A 25,623-nucleotide genomic window follows, 5' to 3' on the forward strand; every position below is an offset into this window, starting at 1 on the left:
TCTATAATAAATTTAAAGAATTTTTATTTTTTAGGTTTTTCTATAATAAAACATTTTTCGCTATCAATATAGTCATATACGTCCATTAATGCTTCACCAAATCTTTGAAAATGCACTATTTCTCTTGCCCATAGAAATTTCAATATATCTTTAACATCTTGATCATCTGTTAGTTTTATTAAGTGTTCGTAAGTTGAACGAGCTTTTTGCTCTGCAGCCATGTCTTCGTGCAAATCTGTAACAGGATCTCCATGAGCTTGGATATAAGCTGCAGTCCAAGGAACTCCATTTGCATCTGCTGGAAATAATGCTTTATTTCGTATAGCATAATTAGAACCTAAACCAGCTTCTACAAGTTCATCCACTGTTGCATTTTCAGTTAATTGATATATCATGGAACAGATTATTTCAACGTGAGCTAACTCTTCAGTACCTATATCGGTTAAAAGACCTTTAGATTTTCCAGTAGGCATAGTATATCTTTGGTTTAAGTATCTTATTGCTGCACTAAGTTCTCCATCTGGACCACCATATTGAGTAAGTAGAAATTTAGCCATTTTTAAATCTTTATTTTTTATTTTTACAGGATGTTGTAATTTTTTTTCATAAATCCACATATTCTAATTCCTCCTATTAGTTTATTCCCAAGGCCAAGGTTCTTCTACCCATTGCCAAGGATAGTTACTTTTCCCGTATCCAAAATTAGTTAAAGGGCCAAATTTCTGTTCATATATTTTTTTTAATCTTAACAAATTTTCACAGATGCAATTATAGTCATAAATAGCTTTTTGATTATTTGGGTTGTTGTCTAAATATAAGTTTAACTCTACTGCTGCAAACTCATATTCTTGAATTCTTTTTAATAATTCTGAACGATTAGAATTATTATGCTGACATGAATAATCCATTAATATCCTCCTAGAAATTGATTTTATTTACAGTAAGTTTTTTTAGGATAGGGGGTATACAAATTAGCAAATAAAGTTCCCCTTTTTAATGCTTCATTAAGATGAAAAAGCCTTCCATAAGGTTGGCGTGGAATATAAACTCTTGTTAGTTTACAATTTTTAAAGTTACAAGAGATTCCAGTATAATTATTCATATAAGGATTACAATTTTGGTACAAGGTATTCACTCCTTAAAATTAGTACAATAATATACTATTCAAATAAATAAAAAATGTTAATTAAAAAAGTAGGCTAAAAATTAGCCTACTCCTTTGTTTATTTATTTAATATGCTTTTTTTATGAAGAAATTCTTCTTCACTTATTTCTCCTGATGCAAATTTTTTATTTAATATGTCCAATACATTTTCAGAATTTTTATTTGAACCACTTAATTTAGATACAATAAAAGTAGTAGCAAAATAAATTAAAGCCACCCACATTATAAATTTTAGCATTCCCAATATAGGGAAAAATCCTCCTAAGAATGAACCATTTATAGGATAATTCCTAATAGATCCTCCAAAGTTTGAAAACATGTTCATACAATTAAACATAATATATACACATCCTTTTAACAAAATCTTTAAAGTTTAAATTCATTAATTTAATTTTATAAGTTTGATATGAAGATATTATGAAGAAAGGTTATTATCTTCACAATATCTTTATTTAACTATGGTATTATTTAAATAATATAATGAACAGGAGGATGTATTGATGAATGAGAATATTTTAATAATTGAAGATGAAAAAAAAGTATCTTCTGTTTTAAAAGCTTATTTAGAAAAAGAGGGATATGAGGTCTTTTCTACAACCAGTGGAATAAATGGAATAGAAATATTTAAACAAGGGAATTTTAAACTTATAATATTAGACTTAATGCTTCCAGATATAGAAGGAGAAGAAGTATGTAAAATAATAAGAGAAATATCTGATGTATATATATTTATGCTAACAGCAAAGGGGGATTTATCAAATAGAATAGAAGGGCTAAATATTGGAGCTGATGAATATTTAGTTAAACCTTTTAGTCCTAGAGAGTTAACAGCTAGAGTAAATGCACTTTTTAGGAGAATAGGTGGAGAAGAGAAGGAGATTTTAAGTTTTAATAATGGCGAATTAAAAATAGATAAAATAAAAAGATTAGTTAAAATACAAGAAAAAGATGTAAAGTTAACTCCTAATGAATTTGAAATTTTATATACATTAGCTTCTAATAAAGGAAAAGTATTTACTAGGGAAATGTTAATAAATTCAGCTTTAGGTCTAGATTTTGAAGGATTTGATAGAACTGTGGATGTGCATATAAAAAATATAAGAAAAAAGATAGAGAAGGATAGTAGAAATCCGAAGTATATATTAACAGTTACTAGAGTTGGATATAAATTTGGTGGTGGAAATTAATGAATAGTATAAGAAAAAAAATACTTATATCCATTTTAATATGTTCTATATTTGGACTTGGAGTATCCTTTATACTTATAAATTTAAATGTAAATAATAGTTTTAATGATTATATGGAGGAAATGCAAAACAAAAGAGATAAAAGAATAATAGAATATTTTTCTCAAGTGTATAAAAGGGATGGGAGTTGGACAGAAGAATCAGGTGAAGAATTAATTCATGAAGCTTATATGAATAGTTATTGTTTATCGCTTATGAATATTGATAAAAAGATTATATGGATGATGAATCCAGATACAATAAGACAAAAGGGCCATATGATGGATATGATGCAAAACAAAAACAAGGGTATCTATACCAGTAAGACTTATGAAATAAAGGTAGAAGAAAAAATTGTAGGTTATGTAGCCATTGGACAGTATAGTTCTATATTATTATCAAAAGAAGATGAGAAATTCATAAATAGTTTAAATAATAGCGTATTAATCTCTATATTATTTACCATTATTATCACAGTTATCATAAGTTTGTATATATCAAAACAAATATCTAATCCTATAAAAAAAGTATCAGATATTTCTGTAGCCCTTTCTAAGGGGAATTATGATATAGGCATAGAAAGTAAAAGTAACATATTGGAAATAAAAAAATTAGAAGATAGTATAAGTGAATTAAAAGAGAAATTACAAAAGCAGGATTCTTTAAGAAAAAGATTGGTATCAGATATATCTCATGAAATAAGAACCCCTTTGAACATACTACAAAATAATTTAGAGGCTATGATTGATGGAATATTTCCTTTAGATGAAGAAAATTTAGTGGGACTAAATGAAGAAGTAATAAGATTTGGGAAATTATTAGACAATTTAAATATATTAAAAGAAATAGAAGGAGAGGATATTAACTTAAGTATGCATAAAGTATCTTTAAAAAACATCTTAGAAGGAGTTATAAAAGACTTTTCAATTATACTTAAGGAAAAGCATATACAATTAGAAAAACATATAGATAAAGATAAGAACTATTATATAAATGGAGATGAGAATGCATTAAAACAAGTTTTAATAAATATAATATCAAATTCTGTGAAATTTATTAAAAGTAATGGAATTATTAAGGTGATTTTAAAAGAGAATAAAAACAATATAGAAATTATAATTGAGGATAATGGAGAAGGAATAAAAAGAGAGGATTTGCCATTTATATTTGAAAGACTATATAGAGGAGATAAAAGTAGGCATGAAATAGATGGTAGCGGTATAGGATTAACAATAGTAAAAAGAATATTAAATATCCATTCTGCTTATATAGATATAGAAAGTGAGTTAGGTAAGGGAACAATAGTTCAAATAAAGTTTAAAAAGTACTAATAATTAGTAACTAAAAAAACTTGAAATTTGTAATTAATAGATATATAATGTTATTAACCCACCCCCCGTATGGGATGGGAGGAGGTGAAAAATATGAATGAAGAAAAAAAGAAAGCTATTCAATGTTTAAAAACTTCTAAGGGTCAAATAGAAGGAATTATAAAGATGATAGAAGATGAAAGGTATTGTATAGATATTTCAAATCAAATAATTGCAGCTCAGGGACTTTTAAAAAAAGCAAATATGCATATACTAAAGCAACATTTAAATCATTGTGTAAAAAATGCTTTTTTACATGATTCAGGAGAAGAAAAAGTAGATGAAATAATGGAAGTATTATTTAAATTAATACAGAAATAATAAAGAAAGGAGGTAATATACATGAAAAAAGAAATTTTTAATGTAGAAGGAATGACCTGTGCTGCATGTGCAAAAGCTGTAGAGAGAAGTAGTAAAAAGCTTGATGGAGTTCAGGAAGCTAACGTAAACTTTGCATCTGAAAAATTGAATATTACCTTTGATGAAAATAAGTTGAATAAAGAGGATATAAAAAAGGCTGTAGAGAAAGCAGGATATAAACTTTTAGAAGATACAAAAACTAGACTTTTTAATATAGAAGGAATGACCTGCACTGCATGCGCAAAAGCTGTAGAAAGAAGTGTTAAAAAACTGGAAGGAGTAAAAGAAGCTAGTGTGAACTTTGCATCTGAAAAACTTAAAGTAAGTTATGTAGATGATGTAGTTAAGATATCACAAATTAAAGAAGCAGTAGAAAAAGCGGGATATAAGATAACAGAAGAAGGAAGTATTGATACAAGGAAAATAAAAAAGGAAAAGGAAATAAAAGCTTTGTGGAATAGATTCTTGTATTCTGCAATATTCGCAATACCACTTTTATTTGTTTCTATGGGACATATGGTTGGAATGCCATTACCAGGATTTTTAAATCCAATAAAAAATCCTCAAAATTTTGCTTTAACTCAATTAATATTAACAACTCCTGTAGTATTTATGGGGAATAAATTTTATAGTGTTGGTTTTAAAACCTTATTAAAAAGAGAACCCAATATGGATTCCTTAATTGCCATAGGAACCTTATCTGCATATTTATATGGCATATTTGCAGTGTATAAAATATTTATTGGAAATATAGAATATGTGCATAGATTGTATTTTGAATCTGCAGCGGTTATATTAACTTTAATTACTTTAGGAAAATATTTAGAAGCAGTTACTAAAGGTAAAACATCAGAGGCTATAAAAAAGCTTATGAATTTAGCACCAAAAACTGCAGTGGTTATAAGAAAAAATAGAGAAGTAACTATATCTGTAGATGAAGTAGAAGTTGAAGACATAGTTGTGGTAAAACCAGGGGAAAGATTACCAGTGGATGGAGTTATTGTAGATGGAATTACATCAATAGATGAATCTATGCTTACCGGAGAAAGTATACCTGTTGAAAAAAATACAGGTGATAAAGTAATTGGTGGAAGTATAAATAAAAATGGATATATAAAATATAGAGCTACAAAAGTAGGAAAAGATACAACGCTTGCTCAAATAATAAAATTAGTAGAAGATGCACAAGGAAGTAAGGCACCTATTGCTAGAATGGCTGATATAATATCTGGATATTTTGTGCCTATAGTAATTACTTTGGCTATAATATCAAGTTTAGCATGGGCTATATCTGGTAAGAGTTTTAGTTTTTCTCTGACTATTTTTATTTCTGTACTAGTAATTGCTTGCCCATGTGCTTTGGGTTTAGCTACTCCTACGGCTATTATGGTGGGAACAGGTAAGGGAGCGGATTATGGGGTTTTAATAAAAAGTGGTGAAGCTTTAGAAACTGCTCATAAAATAAACACTGTAATTTTAGATAAAACTGGTACTATAACTGAAGGAGATCCAAAAGTCACAGATATAATTGCACTAGGTGAAGTTACAGAAGAAGAAATTTTATCAATAGCTGCCAGTGCAGAAAAAGGTTCTGAACATCCTTTAGGCGAAGCTATTGTAAAAGAGTTAGAAAATAGAAAGATATCCTTTAAGGATGTTAAAGAATTTCAGGCTATACCAGGTCGTGGAATTAAGGCTATTATAGAAAATAAAAATCTATTATTAGGAAATAAAAAGCTAATGATGGAAAATAATATAGAATTTAATAAAGCAGAACAAATAGCTATAAAATTAGCACAAGAAGGAAAAACACCTATGTATATTGCTATAAATGAAAGTATACAAGGATTAATAGCTGTAGCTGATGTATTAAAAGAAAATAGTAAAAAAGCTATAGAAGAACTTCATAAAATGGATATAGAGGTTGTTATGATTACAGGAGATAACAAAAGAACTGCCGAAGCCATAGGTAAAAAAGTAGGCATTGATAGAATACTAGCAGAAGTTTTACCAGAGGATAAAGCACTTTGGGTAAAAAGACTTCAAGAAGAAGAAAAAAAAGTTATTATGGTAGGAGATGGAATAAATGACGCTCCAGCATTGGCCCAAGCAGATGTAGGAATAGCTATTGGTTCAGGTACAGATGTAGCTATAGAGTCTGCCGATATAGTTTTAATGAGAAGTGATTTAATGGATGTACCAACAGCGATATTATTAAGTAAGAAAACTATAAAAAATATAAAAGAAAATCTATTTTGGGCATTTGGTTATAATACAATAGGAATACCTATAGCCATGGGATTATTATACTTATTCTTTAATGGACCTTTATTAAATCCAATGATTGCAGCAGCAGCTATGAGTTTTAGTTCAGTGTCAGTTCTGTTAAATGCGTTAAGATTAAAATCTTTTAAACCTATAAGATAAAATTTAAAACAAAGAAGGGAGAAATTTAAAATGAAGAAAACAATAAAAATAGAAGGTATGAGTTGTATGCATTGTGTAAAACATATTGAAGAAGCTTTAGAAGAATTAGGATGTGAAAACATAGAGGTTAATTTACAAGATAAGGAAGCTCAAGCTTATTTCAAAGAAAACATATCAAATGAGGATATAAAAAATATAATAAAAGATTTTGGATATGAAGTTGTAAGTATAAAATAAATTAATAAATCCGTAAGAAATTTGATTTTCTTACGGATTTATTTTATAATTTTGTCGTTACCTATTTGTAAATTTTTGATGAATATTGATGTTAAATCTATGTTAATTAAATTAAAAAAATATTTATTTTGTATTGATTTAATGTATATTAAAGTTAGAAAAACTAAAACAAAGCGTGAAAACAATCCATAACATTTGGACAGTTTAAATTATTGGAGGGAATAACTATATGGATATTTGGAAGATGCTTACAGGGCTCTTTGGAGGTTTAGGACTTTTCTTATATGGAATGAAGATAATGGGGGATGGACTAGAAAATGTAGCAGGTGATAAGTTAAAAGTTTTTTTTGAAAAGATAGCCTCTAACCCAATAAAAGCAGTTTTAACTGGTGTAGTAGTTACTGCAGTTATTCAAAGTAGTAGTGCTACAACAGTAATGGTAATAGGTTTTGTTAATGCAGGACTTATGAACCTGTATCAGGCAGCAGGAGTAATAATGGGAGCAAATATAGGAACTACTGTGACAGGACAATTAGTAGCTCTTAATTTAAGTGATATAGCTCCTATCTTTATAGGCATTGGTGCTATAATGATTTTATTTTCTAAAGGGAATAAAATTAAAGATGTAGGTAGTATAGTTCTAGGATTTGGTATATTATTTTTAGGAATGAAAACTATGTCTTCCTCGATGGCTCCTTTAGCAGATTCAGAAGAATTTAAATCTATAATAGCTACGTTAGCTTTTAATCCAATTTTAGGTATATTAGTAGGAATAGCTTTAACTGCTATAGTTCAGAGTTCTTCTGCAACCATTGGGATATTAATAGTTTTAGCTAATAATGGTGTATTGCCAATACAAGTTGCTTTACCTGTATTATTTGGTGATAATATAGGTACATGTGTAACAGCTCTTTTATCTAGTGTTGGAACTAATAAAAATGCAAGAAGAGCAGCTACAATACATCTTACTTTTAATATAACTGGAACTATAATATTTGTATTGTTATTAAAACCTATAAGCAGTATTATAATGTACATAACACCTAATGATGTTGGAAAACAAATAGCTAATGCACATACTTTTTTTAATATAGCAAATGTTATAATACAAATACCGTTTATAAAATATCTTGTATTATTTGTGAATAAGGTAATACCTCAAGAAGAAGAGGAAGAAACATTAGGAATAAAATATATAGATGATAGGTTATTAGAAACACCTGTAATAGCTGTAGGACAATGTAGTAAAGAAATAGTAAGAATGGCTGAGAAATCTAAAGAAATATTAGAACAGGCAGTAGAATCTTTATATACAGAAGATGAGGAATTAATAAAAAAGGCTATGGAAGGCGAGGATTTTGTAGATTTATTAGAAGAAGAAATAACTAAGTACTTAGTAAAACTTTCAAATACTGAAATATCTAAGAAGCAAATAGATGTTGTAACATCCATGTTTAGAGTTGTTAAAGATATAGAACGTATAGGAGACCATGGTAAAAATATTGCAGATTTGTCTTCAGAAAAGATATCTAAGAGACTTATTTTTTCAGAAGAAGCTATGAAAGAGTTAAACGAAATATATAAATGTGTTATATTAGCATTAGAGAAAACTATATTAAGTTTTCAAAACAGTGATATAGAATTGGCAAGAGAAGTTTATAAATTAGAAGATAAAATAGATGAACTTCAAGATAGGTTAAGAGATAGTGATATAAAGAGATTAAATTCTCAAGCTTGTGAAGCGAGAGTTAGCGCTATATATTTAGATATAATAAGCAACTTTGAAAGAGTAGGAGATCATTCTTTAAATATTGCTGAAGTTGTATTAAATTTAAATAATAATTTAAAAAAGATTGAAGAGGTTTCAATGTAAACATAAAATAAGGATGCATACTATGCATCCTTATTTTCATCTTCTAAATCATCTTCATCATTGGATGAAACTTCTAAATTATCTTCATCTTCTAAGTCGTCGTCTAAAATTATTTCAAAGCTGGAATCATCTTCATACTGTTCTAAATCATTAGTATTGCAAGAGTTATTACATTTTTTTATTTTTTTATATATATAAGATCCAATTCCTACTACAGCTGTTACAATGGCAAGTTTTGAAATTAAGTCATTTTTCTTTTTCATAAAAATACCTCCTAAAATTTAATAGAAAAGTAGTGAAAATAAGTATTACTTATTATTCTACTATTAAAATTGAATTAATACAATAAAAAATAACTTAAAATATAGTTTGCTCATATTTTGTTAAATTATTTATAATGGCAATATAAAATTGAAAATTATATCTAAAACTTTACCCAATATAGAGAATATTTTAAATATAATGATATATTTAAAAAATAAAAAAAATATAGTTTAAATTTAATAAAATAATCTTAAAATATAAATCCATTGTAAATAATGTGGTTTAAGTGTATAATATTTACAAGGTTATATTTACAAGATTATAATATAACTCAATTAAAAATCATAATATTTAATATTTAATTGTAGTTAATATTCAAGGAGGGTTTATTATGGCAGAGATTTTAATTGCAACAGAAAGAAATGAAAAAGGAAAGGCAGCAAGAAAAAAAGGATTTATACCAGGAATAATTTATGGAAAAGATATAGAAGGTAAAAGTGTAAATTTTGAAAAAGGAAAACTTATAGCTTTTCTTAAAGAAAAAGGAGAAAAATCAAAAATAAATTTCAAATTAAATGGTGAAAACAAGCAAGGAATAATAAAAGAAGTTGGAAGAGATGCTGTTACATCAAATATAATACATATAGATATTCAAGAGGTTACAGCATCTGAAGAGGTAAAATGGACTATTCCAATAATATTTGAAGGAAGAGAAAAATTAAAATCAAAAGATCTATATATACAAGTTTATTTACAAGAAGTAGATGTAGAAGGAAAAGCATCTGAAATACCAAATAATATTACAATAGATGTTGAAAAGCTAGAACTTGGTGAAGAAATAAAGGTTAAAGACTTAAACATTGATAGTAATATAAAAATATTTAATGAATTAGAGGATACTATAGCTAGAATATCTAGTTCACAAGATACAAATATAGGAAGTGAAGAAGAAACAGATGCTGGAGAAGTTGAAATAGTAGAGTAGAATATAATAAAACTAGAAAATATTATAAAAAAGCCCCGTAGGGGGCTTTTTTATTTAGTAAATTATTAAAATAAATCACTATAACTTATATATCCAAAATGTGATTTAGCATATTTTATACCGTTTAAAATAGCTTTTTCCATAGTCTTTACAGCTAACATTCCAACAGTATTTACATCACATTTAACTTTATTTGTTGATAGAGTAAATATAGTATCACCATCAAACATAGAATGGGCAGGATTCATAGTTTTTCCATAGGCATTATGAGCCATAGAAGAAACCTTTGTACATTGAGATTTAGTTAATGTTGCATTTGTTATAATTGCACCTATGGTAGTGTTTCCTATAAATGCGTTTCTATCTTCATTATAACTAGAAATTAGTATATTTTCCGTATTTAAAAATTTTCTATCTTTAATGACTCCTGCTAATATTTTACCATTATTAGGATCTATAACATCACCTAAGCAGTTTACTGCCACAATGGCACCTATTTTTAAATTACCAATCTGAATTGAATAGGTCCCTAGTCCACCCTTCATTGCATTTTTAGGACCTAAAATTTTACCTACAGTAGCTCCAGTACCAGCACCTATGTTTCCTTGTAAATTTTTGTAGGGTTTCTCAGAATTTAAACAGGCTCTATATCCCATAGCTTTATCTGGACGTATATTACTTTTACCTATATCTAAATCATATAAGACTGCAGAACAGACAATAGGAACTTTTCCAAAGGCAGTTTCAAAGCCAATATTTTTTTCTTCAAGATATTCCATAACTCCTGTAGAAGCATCTAGTCCAAAGGCACTACCTCCAGATAAAACAATGCCGTGGACTTTATCTACTAAATTTATAGGATTTAAAAGATCGGTTTCTCTAGTTCCTGGTGAACCACCACGCACATCTACACCACAGGAACCTCCATCCTTACATAATATAACGGTACATCCTGTAGCAGCATCTAGATTTTCAATGTGTCCTATTTTTATGCCCTCTATGGAACTAATATTAATTTCTTTCATATATAAAATCTCCTTTAAGATAAAAAAGACCAATTTAAAGTAATTAATTATCCTTTAAATTAGCCTTTATTTTTAAATATATTATTTCCTTAATTTTTTTATAGCAGTAACTACCGGAATGGCTATGGCAGCAGATAAAATTGCTTCTGGAATTCCATTAGCTATACCGATTCCTAAAATAGCTTTTCTAGCGGCTGGCACACTCATGTTAAATATTTTTGCATACCTCTCTACATAAATTAAGTACATTAAACCTAAGACTCCAAAAGTATTTGTTAAAGAGCCTATTATAGCACCTAGAGCTATTTTAAAACTAGAAAACTTAATAAAAGCTAATTTATAAAAGTAGTAAGATACAATACCAATTAAAATTCTTGGTAATACAGATACAATAGGATTCATAAAAACAAAAGATAAAGGTGTAGGATTAGTCATAGCATTTATTATGCTAAATATCCCAAATATAAATCCTATACATGCACCAACTACTGGTCCTTCGAGTATAGCTCCTATTATTACAGGGACGTGCATTATAGTAGCACTAACTGGCGGTATTGGGATAAATCCCAATTTAGTAACGCCTAACAGTATAGAAATAGCTGAAAGCATACCGATTATAGCTATTTGTTTTGTGTTAAGCTGAAGAGTTGTTTTTAATTTTTTTTCCATAAAATTTACCTCCGTTCTTATTCCTTTATACAAGGATATAATTCGGAATTTTCTTATTAAACCACATGTGTTCGGTTTCATAAGAATACCGACGAAAATATTTTAACATGTTTTTAAAAAAAAGTAAAAGGGTTTTTGTTAAAAGTTTATCAAAAATAATATATTAATAATTATAGGCGGGAAAAAATAATTTCTTCACTAATTAATTTATGTCCTTTAGCACTTAGATGTATTCCATCTACATAAAGAGAATCCCACTCATTTTTATGTTCATTAAAAAGGGTAAAAAAGTCAAAAAATTTAATTCCTTTGTTTTTGCAAAACTGTATTATGCTTTTTCTATAATTATGAATTTTTATATTTACTTCTTCATAATTTACGTAGGGATCCCAAAAAGTTTTAGCTACTTCAGGATAAGTGGGGGGTTGTATACCTATGTATACTTTTATGTTATAATTCATAACTTCTTTACTTATGTAAGTTATATTTTCTAAAGTTTTATTATATGCATAATTCATTAAAAAATCATTTGTTCCACCCATTATAATTACTCCATTGGGCTTAAGTTTTATTATATCTTCATAGGATCTAAAAAGCATTCCAGAAGATGTATCGCCATTTAATCCCCTGTTAATAAAAGTTATATTAAGTTTATCATTTAAAATATTTATCCAATTTTCATTGCTTTGCACACCGTATCCAAAAGTTATACTATCACCAATACACACAATTTTCATAAAAGTTCTCCTCTCTTAAATTTATATAGATTAATATAGCATAATAGATGAAATTAAGCATATAGAAAGAATTATATTCTTTGGATTAATATCTTTATATGTTATAATTATTCCAACTAGGAAGGTGGGATAAAATGAAGAAAATAAATAATAAAAATCATATTATGAAATTTATTTTATACTTTCTATTTGTTATTCTAATAAATTTTGACAATGTAGTTTTTGCAAATAATAATATTTATAATGATCACGATAAACTGAATAAAAGCTTTTCAACTTTATTAAAAGATGAAACATACGAAGAATACAATAATGAAATATTAGATCAAATAAAATATTTGATGAATAATGTTTATTATTATGATATTCCTGAGAGTTTAGCTAATGCTAAAACTGTAAAAGAAATTATGAATAAAATAGATGACCCATATACCCAATATTATACTTCTGAAGAATTTAAAAAATTACAGGAAAATATAAATAATGTAGTTCCAGGAGTAGGTATATATTATAAAAAACATGAAGAAGGAATTGAGATAATAGGTATACTTCCTGGTTCATCAGCAGAATATTCAGGATTAAAAGTAGGAGATATTGTAGTAAGTGTAGATAGAAAAGAAATAAAGGAATTAAGTGTTGAAAGGATAGATAAATGAGTGAATTCGGAAACTAATTTCCAATTGGCTCCAAAATGGCTTTAATATTATTTTAGTGCGGAGCATTTGTTATATTACTGTTTTTATTTAACTTTATTTTAAAAAAGAGTATAGCAAAGCTAACTCACCGATAGGTGAATTTTCTTAAAATTTAACAATTATCTAGACTAGCATGCTTTGTTTGCAGTTAATTTTATAATGTCTAATAGGTTAGTTTTAGAAACAGATAGTTGAGCATCCAAATGAATATTGATGCTATGGATTAATGTCCACCAAGACCAACGTTTTTTACCACGGCAGTGGGTTTGTTCCATGTTGTAGTCTTCAAGTATTCTTTTATTTACTCGCTCTGAAGAAGTTCTCTTTTTCATTATTTGTTTCCAAAGGTCAGAGTTTCTAGGTATAGCAGTAAATAAACGTAAGTCATCACTTGGCTTTACGTATATTACACGGCCGTAGGCACTAGGAGAACATTCTTCCTTATGAGGACATTCTTTAATTTTACCTTTTACTAAAGGACATCTATATTTAATTCTACTTCTGCCTTTATCGTACCAATCATATACCATTGGTTGGTTGCATTTGCAGATGGGAATACCGTCCTTAGTATATCCAATTGGTGGTTCATATTTATTTTTACCTTCACCCTTTGGATTAAGGGATATAACAGCTTTTATATTCCATTCATTAAGAAGCTTATACGTAGGATAGTTATCATGAGCAGCATCTGCGATGAACTTATCAAAGTTAAATTGAGGATACATCTTTCTAACTTCTGAAAGTGCAAAAATTGCAGTAACACCATCATAACGCTGCGCTTGTACCATCCTAAAATATATAGGAAGATCCTTTTTAAGTTTAGGATTATAGACACTAAGAAAATATAGGCAATGACCATAATACCATTTTTCGTGGTAACTGTCCCAACCGCGTCTAGCGTCAGGGTCAGAGAATCTTCTATTACATTTGCAGTTAAAAATACCTTTTTTAATGCAATCACAGGTCTTAATGCCTAATGAGCTACCGCCAGTTTCAAGACAGGTACCATCTCCTGATATATCAAGTTTTTGAGTATTACCAAGGAGACCGAGTTTAGCGGAAGGCTCAATAGCTAACTTAGCAAAAATTTGTTGAAATAGCTTTTCAGGGCGAGTTTCGACAGTTCGTCCTTTAAGAGCCTGTTCAACTAAATTTTTAATAACACCAGGATGTTTTGGTGGTAGTTTTTCATTCTTGCCAAGTTTTTTGTGGGGCTTGGAAGTAAAAGAATGAAGTGAGTCCTTGGCTGATTTTTCAGCCTTAGGGCTCATACCCCAAAATCTCGATATGAAATCATAATGAGTACCTAATCCTGGTACATTAGATTTTTCAACACCAATGATGGTGCAAAGTATATCATGTGCACGTAAGTGCTTAATCCATTTTTGTAGACTATGAAAACCTAAGTCAGACATTAATATAAATGATCTGAAGAGTTCCGGTTGCTGGTTTGAAGGTTTACCAGTTAGAGAATATGTTTCTCTAATTAATGGTTTTATATCATCAAGATTTAAATTATATAGTTTTTCAATACTTGATGAGTAGTATTCCACGATAGTGGGATCAGTTTTATAAAGTTCACTAATGCTTGACAAAAGAAGACTTTGGTAATCACAATGGCTACGCCAATAACCTAACATAAAAAATCACCTCGCAATATTTTGTAAATAGTTTCTATAGTGCGAGGCTACAAATTTTACAAACTTTGTCAAGTGATTTTGGAAAAAATATAAGTTTTTTTGATATTTTGTTTAAAATTCTGGGGGGAAGTTAAAATTGACACCCTTCGGGATTAAGATAAATGGAGGCCTAAGGGTTTCCGAATATATTTTAAATATATAAGGGGAGAAGAAGGAACTAAGGTTATATTGGACATAAAAAGAAATTCTCAATTAATAACTTTTATATTAGAGAGGAGAACTGTAGAAATACCAACAGTGGATTCTAAATTATTAGATAAAAATGCAGGATATGTACATATAAAATCTTTTGGAAATAAAACTCCAGAACTTTTCAAAAAGAAAATAGAATATTTATTAAGTAATGATATAAAAAGTTTAATTGTAGATTTACGTGGAAATCCAGGAGGATATACAAGTTCAGCTTATGAAATAGCAGGATGTTTAATAGGAAGTAAGACTGTTACTATGATGAAAGATAATAAAGGAAACGAAAGTTTTTATAGGGGTACATCTCAAGATTTACTTAGAGATTTACCTATAATATTTATAACAGATAAAAATACAGCATCTGCTTCAGAAATATTAACATCAGCAGTAAAAGATTATGATAGAGCTTTTGTTATAGGGAATAAAACCTATGGAAAAGGGGTACAGCAGACTTCATTTATACTTTTAGATGGAAGTTTTTTAAAGGTCACAACTCATGAGTTTTTTTCACCATTGGGTAATAAGATAAATAAAATTGGAGTAGAACCACATTTTAATACAGAAAAAATTGATCCTTTAAAAGTTGCAGAACTTTTATTTTCAGGAAATCAATACAGAGAATATAATAGCCAATTAATAAAGTTAAGTATTGATGGAAAAGAATTTATTATAGATATTAAAAAAGGAAAAGACAGAAATTACAGAAGTGCTTTTAAATATATTATAGAAAATTCTGATGGAGATAGTATAGAAATTGGAAGTAAGGATAATTGGGTAAAATTTGATAAAAATAAGATAAGTAATGATTTTTATTTTGATAATTTAAAGACTATGGAAAGTTTAACTAAAAGTAGTAAAGATACTGAATTTACAGTGAAATTTAATAAGGATATTCGTCCAAGAACTGTTAATGAATTTAATGTGAAATTAGTAGAAGGTACTTTTTTTGAAGAAGTTCCATTAGAATATTTTGTAGACAAAAGCAATGAAATTAAAATAAAGTGTAAAGAAGTTTTAAATACTGACAAAGAATATTATTTGTTAGTAGAAGGCATAGAGTCTATAGATGGAATGCCTCTAAAAAATGGATCAATAGCTAGGGTATATGTGTATTAAATAAAAATTTATAAAACTTTAATAAAGAAATACAAGAATTTGTGATAATATATATTCAAATAAGTAATTATAATTAATATGATGAAATAGCTGATTCATAGGAGGGGTTTTATTTGAATGATTTTTGGAAAACTGAATCCCGAAGTAGTTTTACCAGATCAAGAGAAGATATTTCTTTAGAAGCTTTAGGTAAAAGCATAAAAGAGAAAATAAAAGAAAGAATGGAATTTCTAATACTCAGATGTCCTAATTGTTCACAAAAATTAAGACTTCCTAGAAAAAAAGGTAATATATTGGTAACTTGCCCGAGATGTCTTTTTAAGTTCAAATCAAGAACTTAATTATTGTAAAACGATAGGAGATAGAGATGAAGAATTTAAAAAATATAGAAGAAATGGAAAGTGTCATTAATAAAAATGAAATGGCTCTTATATATATATGGGGGAATAGTTGCAATGTATGCCATGCTTTAAAAGCTAAAATAGAAGAAGTTATAAAGGAATATCCTAATATACAATGTTATGATGTAGAATTAGATAAAGTAAAGGAAATTCAGTCAAGATTTTCAGTATTTACTGTTCCGATTATTTTATTTTATATAAAAGAAAGAGAAACTCTAAGGGAATCAAGATACGTAAATATTAAAGAATTTAAAAATAATATAGATAGATATTATAAATTATATTATTTTTAAATAAGTTATTTAAGCACTAGTATTTTACTAGTGCTTTTTATATAAAAAGCATTATCAATAGTGATATATATCACTATTGACATATATCACTATTGATAATATGATAAATATGATAACTGTATTTAGGAGGGAATTATATGGAAAAGATTGCATTAATAACAGATACTACTGCAGATTTATCTGAGGATATTATAAATAAATATAATGTAAATGTACTACCATTTAGAATCATATATAAAGATAGAGAATATAAAGACAGAATAGATATTACACCAAAAGAAGTATATGAAAACCTATATAAAGAAATACCAACATCTTCTTTGCCATCAATGGAAGATATAGATAATCTATTTATAAAATTAAAAAAAGAAGGGTATACTCATGCAATAGCTGTAGTACTATCTTCTGGATTATCAGGTATATATAATGCTGTAAAATTAGTAAGCGAAAATCATCCAGAGATAAATACTTATGTATATGATTCTAAAAGTATATCTGCAGGAGAAGCTGTATTTGTGGAAAAATGTATTGATATGATAAATAAAAATGAAAAGTTTAGTAATATAATAAAAGAAATGGATAAATTAAGAGAAAGGTGTCATTTGTTTTTTATGGTAGATACTTTGGAATATTTAAAACGTGGTGGAAGGATAGGAAAGATTTCTGGAGCTATAGGAGAATTGCTAAATATAAAGCCAATAATATCTATAGATAAAAATGATGGTAAATATTATACAGTAAATAAAGCTAGAGGTAAAAAACAGTCTATAAATAAGTTGATAGATGAAATAAAAAAGATATTAAAAAATAATAGAGCATGTATATATATGGGACATGGAAATGGTTTAGAAAACTGTAAAAATGTCTATGAAAATATAAAAAAATTAAATAATATATTAAAAGTACAATTTATAGGGGAGATAAGTCCTGTATCTGGAGTTCACAGCGGACCTGGACTTGTAGGCATAGTTGTAGTAGAGGAGCCTTGATTTAAATGACAAAAGGTTTATCTAATAATATAGAGTATAATTATGATAAATACAAAAAAGAGTTAAAAAATCTTAAAAAAATTGAAAAGGAAAATAAGGCAGTAGGACAGGTTTTTACTAAAGGACTGTTACCTTTATATGTTCTACATATACTAAGTTTATCACCAACAAATGGAAATGATATTGCAACCCAAATAGGTAAAAAAACAAATGGACTTTGGATACCTAGTACAGGAGGAATTTATCCCCTATTAAAAAAATTTGAAAAGGAAAATTTAGTAGTAGGAAAATGGGATGACAAAAATAATAAAATGCAAAAGATATATACTATAACTGAAAAAGGCAAGGAAGCTTTAGAAGAAAAAAAATATCTATTAAAACAAAATATAGAAGAAGCTTTAAAAGTATTTAATATAGTTTATGAAGATTTATATAAATAATATAAATCTTTTTTTATATAAAAAAATAGTAAAAATATGATATAATTAAAAGAAAGATAAAAATATTAAAGAAAACGTTTTATTAAAATACTTAAGATTGGGGGATCTTATGAAAAAAAGGATATTAATATCGGGATATGGAAATGTAGGTAAAGAAATAGTAAGATTAATACAAAAAAATAACGAATATTATAAGAAAATGTATGATTTAGAACTTTTAGTATGCGGTATATTAGGTAGTAAAGGATGCATTTTTCAAGATTTTGGATTAAATTTAAATGCTCTTTTAGAATTCGGAAAAGGTTCTGATGCAATTATTAAGTATTCAAAGATTTACAGAGATACTTTTTACAATTATCCTGTATTTGAGGGAGATATATTTATAGATTGTAGTAAAAGTAATATAGTAGCAGAAGGACCGTCTTTTGAATATATAAAAAGTGCTATGGATAGAGGAATGGATATTGTATTAATATCTAAAGAAGCATTGACTAAAAATTTTAGTTATATAAAAGAACTTGCACAAAATAAGAATATAAGACTTAAATACAGTGGTGCTACTTGTGCAGCTTTACCAACTATAGATACTGCGTATTATAGCTTAGCAGGAACTAATATTACATCTATATATGGAATATTAAATGGAACCACTAATTATATTCTTACAAAAATGTCAAAAGAAGATTGTTCTTTTGAAGAAGCTTTACAGGAAGCTAAAAATCAAGGTATTGCAGAAAGTGATGCTTCTTTAGATATAAAGGGCATAGACAGTGCCAGTAAAATTCTTATAATATCTAATAGTGTATTAGGTACAAATTTTAATCTAAAAGATGTGAAAATTCAAGGAATACAAAATATAAATAAAAGTGATATAGAAAGAGCTAAGAAAGATAAGAAAGAAATAAAACTTATAAGTGAAGTGTGTTATGAAAATGGCAATTATAATATAGAAGTATCACCAAAACTAATAGAGAAAAATAGTGAATTAAACCTTGTAAAGGGGACTAATAAGGGAATAGTTTTTTGTACAGAAGAAATGGGAAAGTTATTTGTATTTGGAGGAGCTTCAAATCCTAGAGGAGCAGCTACTGCAGCAATAAAAGATGTTATAAATATTTCAAGAGGAAATTAGGTAATGGTGAATATGTAAATTGGTGCTATAATATGCTGAAAGGAGGTGAGTTGTTTTACTGAGGTATATATTTTTAGGCTAGCACTAATGAGGAGGGGATTAAAATTAAATCTTTAAAAAATAAACTTATGACAATATCTATATTTTTAGTTGCAATTCCTGTCTGTTTATCTATTTTTATTTCCAATTATTATATGAACAAAAACCTTAGACCTCATATACATGAAGACCATGGTGTTTTATCTAACACTATAGCTAATGGAGTAGCAGATTATATGACTAAGGCTTATGTTTTAACAGAAGAGCTAATAAGTAATGATTATGTTAGAGAGTTTAATGCAGAAAAACAAAATATAGCTGTAAAGGATACTATAAAAAGAAATCCATATTTTGATTTATTTTGTATACAAGATATGAAAGGAGATCAAACAGCTAGAAGTAAAGGAAAATTAGCGAATAGAGCAGACAGATGGTGGTTTAAGCAAAGCGTAGAAACTAAAAAACCTTTTGTAAGTAAATCTTATTTGACAGTAAATGATGACAGTGAGGCTATAAATTCTATTATATTTCCTATCATTGATAGTAAAGGACAAATGCGAGGGGTAATGGATGCGGATTTAAAACTGGACGAGCTTCAAAAAATGGTAGAGAAGTATAGTACAGACAAAACTTATGCATATGTAATAGATGGTGAGGGAGCAGTTATAGCTCATCCTAATAAAACAGAAGTTCAAGAGATATATAATTATAAAACATTACAAAAAGTTGTTAAACAAAAAGATTCCTCAGGGAAAGTAATAAAAGATAAAAATGGTGTTCCAGTAACAAAAAAAGAACCTATAGAAGTGCCAGATAAATTAAAAGAAATAGTAGAATTAGCACTGAATGGTAAATCAGGTATAGTAGAGTATAAAAATAAAGATGGAGAAAAGGTAATAAGTTCTTATGGAACTATAAAGCTCCCTGGGGATTCAGATAATTGGGCTGTAATAACAACTCAAAAAGAAAAAGATGCATTTACAATGATATATGATATTAGAAATAGAATTATGATAGTAGGTCTTATTTTATTAATATTAGCTATAATATTATCTTACATAGCAGCTAATAATTTAACTAAACCTTTAACTAGTTTAGTAGAACTAACAGAAAAAGCGTCAAAAGGAGATTTAACAGTTAAATCTGACTATCATTCAGAAGACGAAATAGGTATATTAAGTACGTCTTTTAATAATATGATTGATAATATGAAAGCACTTATATTTAATATAAAAGAAGTTACTGAAGTAGTAACAAGTGCTACTGAAAGCCTATTAGCATCTACTCAACAAACTTCAAGTTCTATAAATGAAGTTGCTGAAAGTATGACTAATGTAGCAGTAGATATAGAAAAGGAATCAGAAAATGCTAGAGATGGAGTTCATTCTGCATCAGATTTATCAAATGAATTGGATTCAGTTTCTAAAAAGATAATGGAAAGTGAAGAATCTTCTAGAAATGTATATAATATATCTAATAAGGGCTTTGAAGTTATTAGAAAATTAGAAGAAAAAAATGAAAGAAATAGTATAGTTTCAAAAGAAGTTACAGAGGTTATAAATTCATTAAGTGAAAAAGCTAATAGTATAGGGATGATAGTAGAAACAATAACATCTATTTCAGAAGAAACAAATTTATTAGCTTTAAATGCAGCTATTGAAGCTGCAAGAGCTGGAGAAGCTGGAAAAGGATTTTCAGTAGTAGCGGAAGAAGTAAGAAAATTATCAGAGAATACAGCAGAGTCAACTAATAATGTGAAATCTATTATTACTAATATACAAAAAGACATTAAACTCGCTCAAACTACAATTAAACAAATAGAGGAAGTTGCAATAGAACAAAATGAAGCAGTCAATATTACAAAGGATACATTTAAAGAAATAAATACTTCTATAGAAGGAATTGTGGAAAAAATTGATACTATATCTAAGAGTTTAGTTAGTGTAGATAGTTGTAAAACTAATTTAATATCAGTAGTAGAACATGTATCTTTCATGGCAGAGAGTGTATCTGAGGCAACACAAAATGTATGTGGTGCAACAGAGGAACAAAATGCTGAAATGGAACAAATAAGTGCATTAGTAGAAGACTTAAATAATATGACTCAAAAATTAATAGGAGAAGTTAAGAACTTTAAGATAGAATAATAAAAAGTAAGGGTTAATCCCTTACTTTTTATTTATGAATTTCTTTAAAATTACTAATTCTTTCTTTTCTGTAAAGGCTTTTGGGTTCTAAATTGATTTGCTTATTTTCTAGAAGGGACATTATTCCCGTTGTTTTTTTTGTAGTATTACTAGTACAGATAGGACAGCTACATTTTTCGTCTTCGGCATGATTGGGTTCAGTATAAGTTGTTATAACTCCTTCATAATTTCTAAGGACTACTTTAGTAGGAGATTGACTTATTAGATATTGAGGCATAACTGGTATTTTACCGCCACCACCTGGGGCATCTACAACAAAAGTCGGCACAGCAAAACCAGAAGTGTGTCCCCTAAGACCTTCAATTATTTCTATACCTTTAGAAACTTTTGTTCTAAAATGTTCAATACCTTGGGATAAGTCACATTGATATAAATAATATGGTCTAACTCTCATTTTTACTAATTTATGAACAAGATCTTTTTGAATATATACACAGTCATTTATACCTCTTAAAAGAACAGTTTGATTTCCAACAGGTATACCTGCATTAGCTAATTTCTCACAAGCTTTTACTGAATACTCTGTAATTTCATTTGGGTGATTGAAATGAGTATTAACCCAAATAGGATGATATTTTTTTAATATATTAACTAAATTATCTGTTATTCTCATTGGATTAACAACAGGAGTTCTTGTTCCAAATCTAATTATTTCAACGTGGGGTATGTCACGTAATTTTTTTAATATATATTCAATTCTTTCATCAGATATCATAAAACCGTCACCACCGGATAAAAGTACATCCCTAACGGTTGGAGTATTTTTTATATAGTCAATGGCCATATCAATTCTATTTTGTGGCATAGAATTATCTGTATGACCTGCAAATCTTCTTCTAGTACAATGTCTACAGTACATAGAACACATATCGGTAACAAGCAATAATACTCTGTCAGGATATGCATGAGTTAATCCCGGAACTGGAGAAGATGCATCTTCTTGTAATGGATCAAACATATCTGCATCGGAGAAATTTAACTCATTAAGAGTAGGGACAGCTTGTTTTCTAATGGGGTCATTTGGATCAGTTGGGTTTATTAGAGTTGCATAATATGGTGATATACCCATTCTTAGTGTTTTTAGACATTTATCTATTGCTTTTTCTTCTTCTGGTAATAAGTTTATGATCTTTTTTAATTGGTCTATGGTAGTAACTCTATTTTTTACCTGCCATTTCCAATCATTCCATTGTTCTTCACTTACATCTTTCCATAATTCTATTGTTCTGTAATCTTTCATATGAAACCTCCTAAACTATATATTCTCTAATGAAATAGAATTTTTTATTGTTTTTATAATTTGACTTAATTTAAAATGTATATCTTCTTTGATATTATCTCTTTTATAATGAAAATCATTGGGATCTAATAGATAGCTGTGGGTTATGCCTAATACTTTTTTATTAGTTTTGATAGCGTCTAATAACATTTGGGATAGTTGTTTAGAAGGAGTGGAATCTAATCTAAATTCGGTATCTTTATCAAAAGCATATACAGGAATTGGAGTTAAAAGATTATTTGTAACACTGTATTGTTCTCTATAGATGTTGTGGGATTCATACTTTATATCCGTTAATTCAAGTAATGCTTTTGAAGTATCATCATTCATTGAAAAATATCCACCTCTATATATTTCAATAGGCTTTATTCCCTTTTTATGAAGATAGTCCATACAATTACTAATTATTAATTTTTGTTCTTCATAAGGATAAAAAGATAAAAGTTCTTCATTTTCTTTTATAAAGGGACATTTAACTTTTATTTCATTAGGTAAATTATCAGGATGGATATGAAGACCAAAAATCACATTATATTGTTTAATTTTTTCTACTAAACTTAATTCATTTAACATGTTAGCAAAGTATGGGGATATAAATAATATAGTGCAAATATTATTATCAGAAGCTAGTTTAAGAAATGTTTCTAGATTTTTCACGTTGTTTTCTAGGTTCTTATCAAAATTAGTTCCTTCGCAATCCATTGATATTGCAAAGTCGAAACCATCTGTTTTGAATATATTACTTATGTTATTCAAAATTGCATTCCTCCTAGTTAATAAATGTATTGAAAAATTACAACTTATATCTTATAATGAAGTTGTAACTAAATAATAACAATATTATACTATAGTTAATATTTCCTTGTCAAAAACTTTTATTGAAAAAATAAAAAATTAAAAGTTTGTTTAAAAACTTAAAATATATTAAAATAAAAGGGGTGTTTATATGATTAGTTTAGGGTTCCCAAGAATGCATAAAGAGCAAAATGAAAAAAGAGATTTTCTACCTGATTTTTTTAGAATGATGAAAAGTGAAAAAGCAGATTTTTATTTAGAACAAGGATATGGATCAGCTATGGGAATATCAGAAGATGAATATTTAAAAGCAAATGAACGCATAAAATTTGTTTCAAATAGAGAATGTTATGAAAAAGATATAGTAGTAGTTTTAAGGTCACCAGAATTTAATGAAATAGATTGTATGAAGGATGGAAGTACTTTAGTTAGTATGTTGCATTATCCAACTAGGGCTACAAGAGTTAATAAATTAAAATCTAAAAATATATTTGGAGTTTCCATGGACTCGTTAAGAAATGATTTTTTAGAAAGAATAGTAGTTAATTATAATGGCACCTCTGGCAATGGAATGGAGATGGCTTTTCAAGAACTTTCTAAGAGTATGGAAGATTTTTATTCTAAAGAAAGAGGAATTATTAATGTTACAATATTAGGTATGGGGATGGTTGGTTTATATGCAGCAAAATCAGCAGGTAAATATGGGAATTTGGGACTTAATTCTAAGATGAAGGAATTAGGTACAAAAGGTGTAAAAGTTAATTTATTACCAAGAAGTATTACTTCTGATGAAGAAGAACTTATAAAAATCATAAAAGAAACAGATATATTAGTGGATGCAACCACCAGAGAAGATGCAACAAAATATATAATATCAAATGATTTAATAGGTTATTTAAAGTCACATGCTGTAATTTTAGATTTAACAGCGGATCCTTATTTAACAGATGTGAATCCTATTCAAGTAAAGGCTATAGAAGGTATACCTACAGGTACATTAGATAAACCTGTAATATATGAAGATGATGAAATATATGAAGCAATACCAAAAGAAGTTGTAAGCAAAAATAGAAGAATTGTAGTAGGATGTAATGCATGGCCAGGTATAAAGCCTAAAGAATGTATGCACTTATATGGAATTCAACTATTTCCTATAGTTCAAAAATTAATAAGGATAGATAAAAGCATGTTTACAGATAAAAGTGATGATTATTTTGAAAGAGCTATTTATAGGGGAACTATAAAATATTTTGAGGAAAACGAAAAAAGATAAATAAAAAATATAATTATATATAGTAATTGATAACTATTATTTATAATAATAAAATATATAATAAATGGAGGAAGTATTATGAAGTGTCATCAAGGAGGGGCGTTATATAAAAATATAGCACTTGATATTGCCAATCGAATTGTACTAGGAGAACTTAAAACTGAAGAAAAAATAAGTGGAAGATCTACTTTAGCAAGTATGTACAATGTATCACCGGAAACTATAAGAAGATCTATTGCTCTGTTAGAAGATATGGATGTTGTACTTTCTACTAAAGGTAGCGGTATAGAAATTATATCCGTTTCTGCAGCAGAAAGATTTATAGAAAAGCATAAAGATAATGAATACTTAGCTACAGTCAGAGAAAACATAGTAGAACTTATGAATAGAAAGAAAAAAATAGATAATGAAATCCAAGTAAACTTTGACAAAATATTAGATTTTACAGATAGGTTTAAAAATATAACACCGTTTACGTTAATAGAAGTTGAAGTAAAAAAAGAATGTGCTGTGCTAGGTAAAAAAGTCAATGAATTAAGATTTTGGCAAGCTACAGGAGCTACAATAGTAGCTTATAGAAGAAAAGGAGATATTGTAATTTCACCGGGACCTAATTATATATTTCAAGATGGAGATATAATAGTGGTAATTGGAAATGGCAATGTATATGAGAAAGTAAATAGATTTTTATATAATGGTAACATAGGATAAATAAAATTAAAAAATAAAAGGATGTG

28 protein-coding genes are annotated in these 25,623 nt (G+C 27.9%); 17 read left to right on the top strand and 11 right to left on the bottom strand.

The window, feature by feature from the left end; genetic code table 11:
* Positions 1-23: 23 nt before the first annotated feature.
* From CKV72_RS03435 to CKV72_RS03450, 4 genes are all read right to left on the bottom strand, one after another.
* Positions 24-617, bottom strand: a complete 594-nt coding sequence (locus CKV72_RS03435) for a manganese catalase family protein (RefSeq protein ID WP_089863034.1) — start codon at positions 615-617, stop codon at positions 24-26.
* A gap of 21 nt (positions 618-638) precedes the next feature.
* On the bottom strand, positions 639-908 hold the full coding sequence (locus CKV72_RS03440) for a spore coat protein CotJB (RefSeq protein WP_095177502.1): 270 nt from the start codon (positions 906-908) through the stop codon (positions 639-641).
* Between the two features lie 23 nt (positions 909-931).
* Positions 932-1,102, bottom strand: coding sequence for a spore coat associated protein CotJA (locus CKV72_RS03445; protein ID WP_089863277.1), 171 nt, complete (start codon positions 1,100-1,102; stop codon positions 932-934).
* Between the two features lie 121 nt (positions 1,103-1,223).
* Positions 1,224-1,502: an SHOCT domain-containing protein gene (locus CKV72_RS03450; RefSeq protein WP_089863032.1), complete on the bottom strand. Its 279-nt coding sequence runs from the start codon at positions 1,500-1,502 to the stop codon at positions 1,224-1,226.
* A 163-nt stretch (positions 1,503-1,665) separates the two neighbouring features.
* Here CKV72_RS03450 and CKV72_RS03455 point away from each other — a divergent pair, with 163 nt between their 5' ends.
* The 6 genes from CKV72_RS03455 (at position 1,666) to CKV72_RS03480 (ending at position 8,658) form a co-directional block, all read left to right on the top strand.
* The gene (locus tag CKV72_RS03455; protein ID WP_089863031.1) at positions 1,666-2,352 is read left to right on the top strand and encodes a response regulator transcription factor; all 687 of its coding nucleotides are present in this window, start codon (positions 1,666-1,668) and stop codon (positions 2,350-2,352) included.
* Entirely contained in the window at positions 2,352-3,722 is a 1,371-nt protein-coding gene (locus tag CKV72_RS03460) for a sensor histidine kinase (protein WP_095177503.1), read from the top strand. The genes CKV72_RS03455 and CKV72_RS03460 overlap by 1 nt, the downstream gene beginning before the upstream one ends.
* 93 nt (positions 3,723-3,815) lie before the next feature.
* Positions 3,816-4,082, top strand: coding sequence for a metal-sensing transcriptional repressor (locus CKV72_RS03465; RefSeq protein WP_089863029.1), 267 nt, complete (start codon positions 3,816-3,818; stop codon positions 4,080-4,082).
* 21 nt (positions 4,083-4,103) lie between these two features.
* Positions 4,104-6,548 (top strand): heavy metal translocating P-type ATPase, encoded by a 2,445-nt coding sequence (locus CKV72_RS03470; protein ID WP_095177504.1) that lies wholly within the window; start codon positions 4,104-4,106, stop codon positions 6,546-6,548.
* A 30-nt stretch (positions 6,549-6,578) separates the two neighbouring features.
* Complete coding sequence (locus CKV72_RS03475; RefSeq protein WP_089863027.1) at positions 6,579-6,785, top strand: heavy-metal-associated domain-containing protein; 207 nt, start codon at positions 6,579-6,581, stop codon at positions 6,783-6,785.
* Positions 6,786-7,014: 229 nt separating this feature from the next.
* Positions 7,015-8,658: a Na/Pi cotransporter family protein gene (locus CKV72_RS03480; protein ID WP_095177505.1), complete on the top strand. Its 1,644-nt coding sequence runs from the start codon at positions 7,015-7,017 to the stop codon at positions 8,656-8,658.
* A gap of 20 nt (positions 8,659-8,678) precedes the next feature.
* Here CKV72_RS03480 and CKV72_RS03485 read toward each other — a convergent pair whose 3' ends face one another.
* A complete protein-coding gene (locus CKV72_RS03485; RefSeq protein WP_089863025.1) occupies positions 8,679-8,921 on the bottom strand; it encodes a hypothetical protein in 243 nt (80 codons plus the stop codon).
* 392 nt (positions 8,922-9,313) lie between these two features.
* On the opposite strand from CKV72_RS03485, the gene CKV72_RS03490 reads away from it, so the two are divergent.
* Entirely contained in the window at positions 9,314-9,907 is a 594-nt protein-coding gene (locus CKV72_RS03490; RefSeq protein ID WP_089863024.1) for a 50S ribosomal protein L25, read from the top strand.
* A gap of 65 nt (positions 9,908-9,972) precedes the next feature.
* On the opposite strand, the gene CKV72_RS03495 is transcribed toward CKV72_RS03490, so the two are convergent.
* The 3 genes from CKV72_RS03495 to CKV72_RS03505 all read right to left on the bottom strand — a co-directional run bounded on the left by CKV72_RS03495 (position 9,973) and on the right by CKV72_RS03505 (position 12,338).
* Positions 9,973-10,932: a P1 family peptidase gene (locus CKV72_RS03495; protein WP_089863023.1), complete on the bottom strand. Its 960-nt coding sequence runs from the start codon at positions 10,930-10,932 to the stop codon at positions 9,973-9,975.
* Positions 10,933-11,013: 81 nt separating this feature from the next.
* The gene (locus tag CKV72_RS03500) at positions 11,014-11,601 is read right to left on the bottom strand and encodes an ECF transporter S component (RefSeq protein ID WP_168943916.1); all 588 of its coding nucleotides are present in this window, start codon (positions 11,599-11,601) and stop codon (positions 11,014-11,016) included.
* Between the two features lie 170 nt (positions 11,602-11,771).
* A complete protein-coding gene (locus CKV72_RS03505) occupies positions 11,772-12,338 on the bottom strand; it encodes a GDSL-type esterase/lipase family protein (RefSeq protein ID WP_095177507.1) in 567 nt (188 codons plus the stop codon).
* A gap of 134 nt (positions 12,339-12,472) precedes the next feature.
* Between CKV72_RS03505 and CKV72_RS03510 the strand changes: the two genes are divergently transcribed.
* A complete protein-coding gene (locus CKV72_RS03510) occupies positions 12,473-12,994 on the top strand; it encodes a S41 family peptidase (RefSeq protein ID WP_095177508.1) in 522 nt (173 codons plus the stop codon).
* 167 nt (positions 12,995-13,161) lie between these two features.
* Here CKV72_RS03510 and CKV72_RS03515 read toward each other — a convergent pair whose 3' ends face one another.
* Complete coding sequence (locus CKV72_RS03515; protein WP_095177509.1) at positions 13,162-14,673, bottom strand: transposase; 1,512 nt, start codon at positions 14,671-14,673, stop codon at positions 13,162-13,164.
* 228 nt (positions 14,674-14,901) lie between these two features.
* Here CKV72_RS03515 and CKV72_RS03520 point away from each other — a divergent pair, with 228 nt between their 5' ends.
* The 7 genes from CKV72_RS03520 to CKV72_RS03550 all read left to right on the top strand — a co-directional run bounded on the left by CKV72_RS03520 (position 14,902) and on the right by CKV72_RS03550 (position 21,479).
* Complete coding sequence (locus CKV72_RS03520) at positions 14,902-16,038, top strand: S41 family peptidase (RefSeq protein ID WP_157726528.1); 1,137 nt, start codon at positions 14,902-14,904, stop codon at positions 16,036-16,038.
* A gap of 113 nt (positions 16,039-16,151) precedes the next feature.
* Positions 16,152-16,379, top strand: coding sequence for a hypothetical protein (locus tag CKV72_RS03525; RefSeq protein ID WP_089863019.1), 228 nt, complete (start codon positions 16,152-16,154; stop codon positions 16,377-16,379).
* A 26-nt stretch (positions 16,380-16,405) separates the two neighbouring features.
* Positions 16,406-16,732 carry a thioredoxin family protein gene (locus tag CKV72_RS03530; protein WP_089863018.1) on the top strand — a complete coding sequence of 109 codons (327 nt, stop codon included), beginning with the start codon at positions 16,406-16,408 and terminating at the stop codon, positions 16,730-16,732.
* A gap of 137 nt (positions 16,733-16,869) precedes the next feature.
* Positions 16,870-17,721, top strand: coding sequence for a DegV family protein (locus CKV72_RS03535; protein ID WP_095177511.1), 852 nt, complete (start codon positions 16,870-16,872; stop codon positions 17,719-17,721).
* 5 nt (positions 17,722-17,726) lie between these two features.
* The gene (locus CKV72_RS03540) at positions 17,727-18,161 is read left to right on the top strand and encodes a PadR family transcriptional regulator (protein WP_089863016.1); all 435 of its coding nucleotides are present in this window, start codon (positions 17,727-17,729) and stop codon (positions 18,159-18,161) included.
* Between the two features lie 109 nt (positions 18,162-18,270).
* On the top strand, positions 18,271-19,293 hold the full coding sequence (locus CKV72_RS03545) for a homoserine dehydrogenase (RefSeq protein ID WP_095177512.1): 1,023 nt from the start codon (positions 18,271-18,273) through the stop codon (positions 19,291-19,293).
* Positions 19,294-19,421: 128 nt separating this feature from the next.
* Positions 19,422-21,479 (top strand): methyl-accepting chemotaxis protein, encoded by a 2,058-nt coding sequence (locus tag CKV72_RS03550; protein ID WP_095177513.1) that lies wholly within the window; start codon positions 19,422-19,424, stop codon positions 21,477-21,479.
* Positions 21,480-21,507: 28 nt separating this feature from the next.
* On the opposite strand, the gene kamA is transcribed toward CKV72_RS03550, so the two are convergent.
* Together kamA and CKV72_RS03560 are read right to left on the bottom strand one after the other, a co-directional pair.
* Positions 21,508-22,779, bottom strand: a complete 1,272-nt coding sequence (gene kamA, locus CKV72_RS03555) for a lysine 2,3-aminomutase (RefSeq protein ID WP_089863013.1) — start codon at positions 22,777-22,779, stop codon at positions 21,508-21,510.
* A gap of 15 nt (positions 22,780-22,794) precedes the next feature.
* On the bottom strand, positions 22,795-23,574 hold the full coding sequence (locus tag CKV72_RS03560; RefSeq protein WP_095177514.1) for a polysaccharide deacetylase family protein: 780 nt from the start codon (positions 23,572-23,574) through the stop codon (positions 22,795-22,797).
* Positions 23,575-23,764: 190 nt separating this feature from the next.
* On the opposite strand from CKV72_RS03560, the gene CKV72_RS03565 reads away from it, so the two are divergent.
* Together CKV72_RS03565 and CKV72_RS03570 are read left to right on the top strand one after the other, a co-directional pair.
* Complete coding sequence (locus tag CKV72_RS03565; RefSeq protein WP_095177515.1) at positions 23,765-24,886, top strand: alanine dehydrogenase; 1,122 nt, start codon at positions 23,765-23,767, stop codon at positions 24,884-24,886.
* Between the two features lie 78 nt (positions 24,887-24,964).
* Positions 24,965-25,597, top strand: a complete 633-nt coding sequence (locus CKV72_RS03570; protein WP_095177516.1) for a GntR family transcriptional regulator — start codon at positions 24,965-24,967, stop codon at positions 25,595-25,597.
* The last annotated feature ends 26 nt before the right edge of the window (positions 25,598-25,623 follow it).

It is taken from the genome of Clostridium cochlearium (genome assembly GCF_900187165.1).
Classification (GTDB): domain Bacteria; phylum Bacillota; class Clostridia; order Clostridiales; family Clostridiaceae; genus Clostridium_G; species Clostridium_G cochlearium.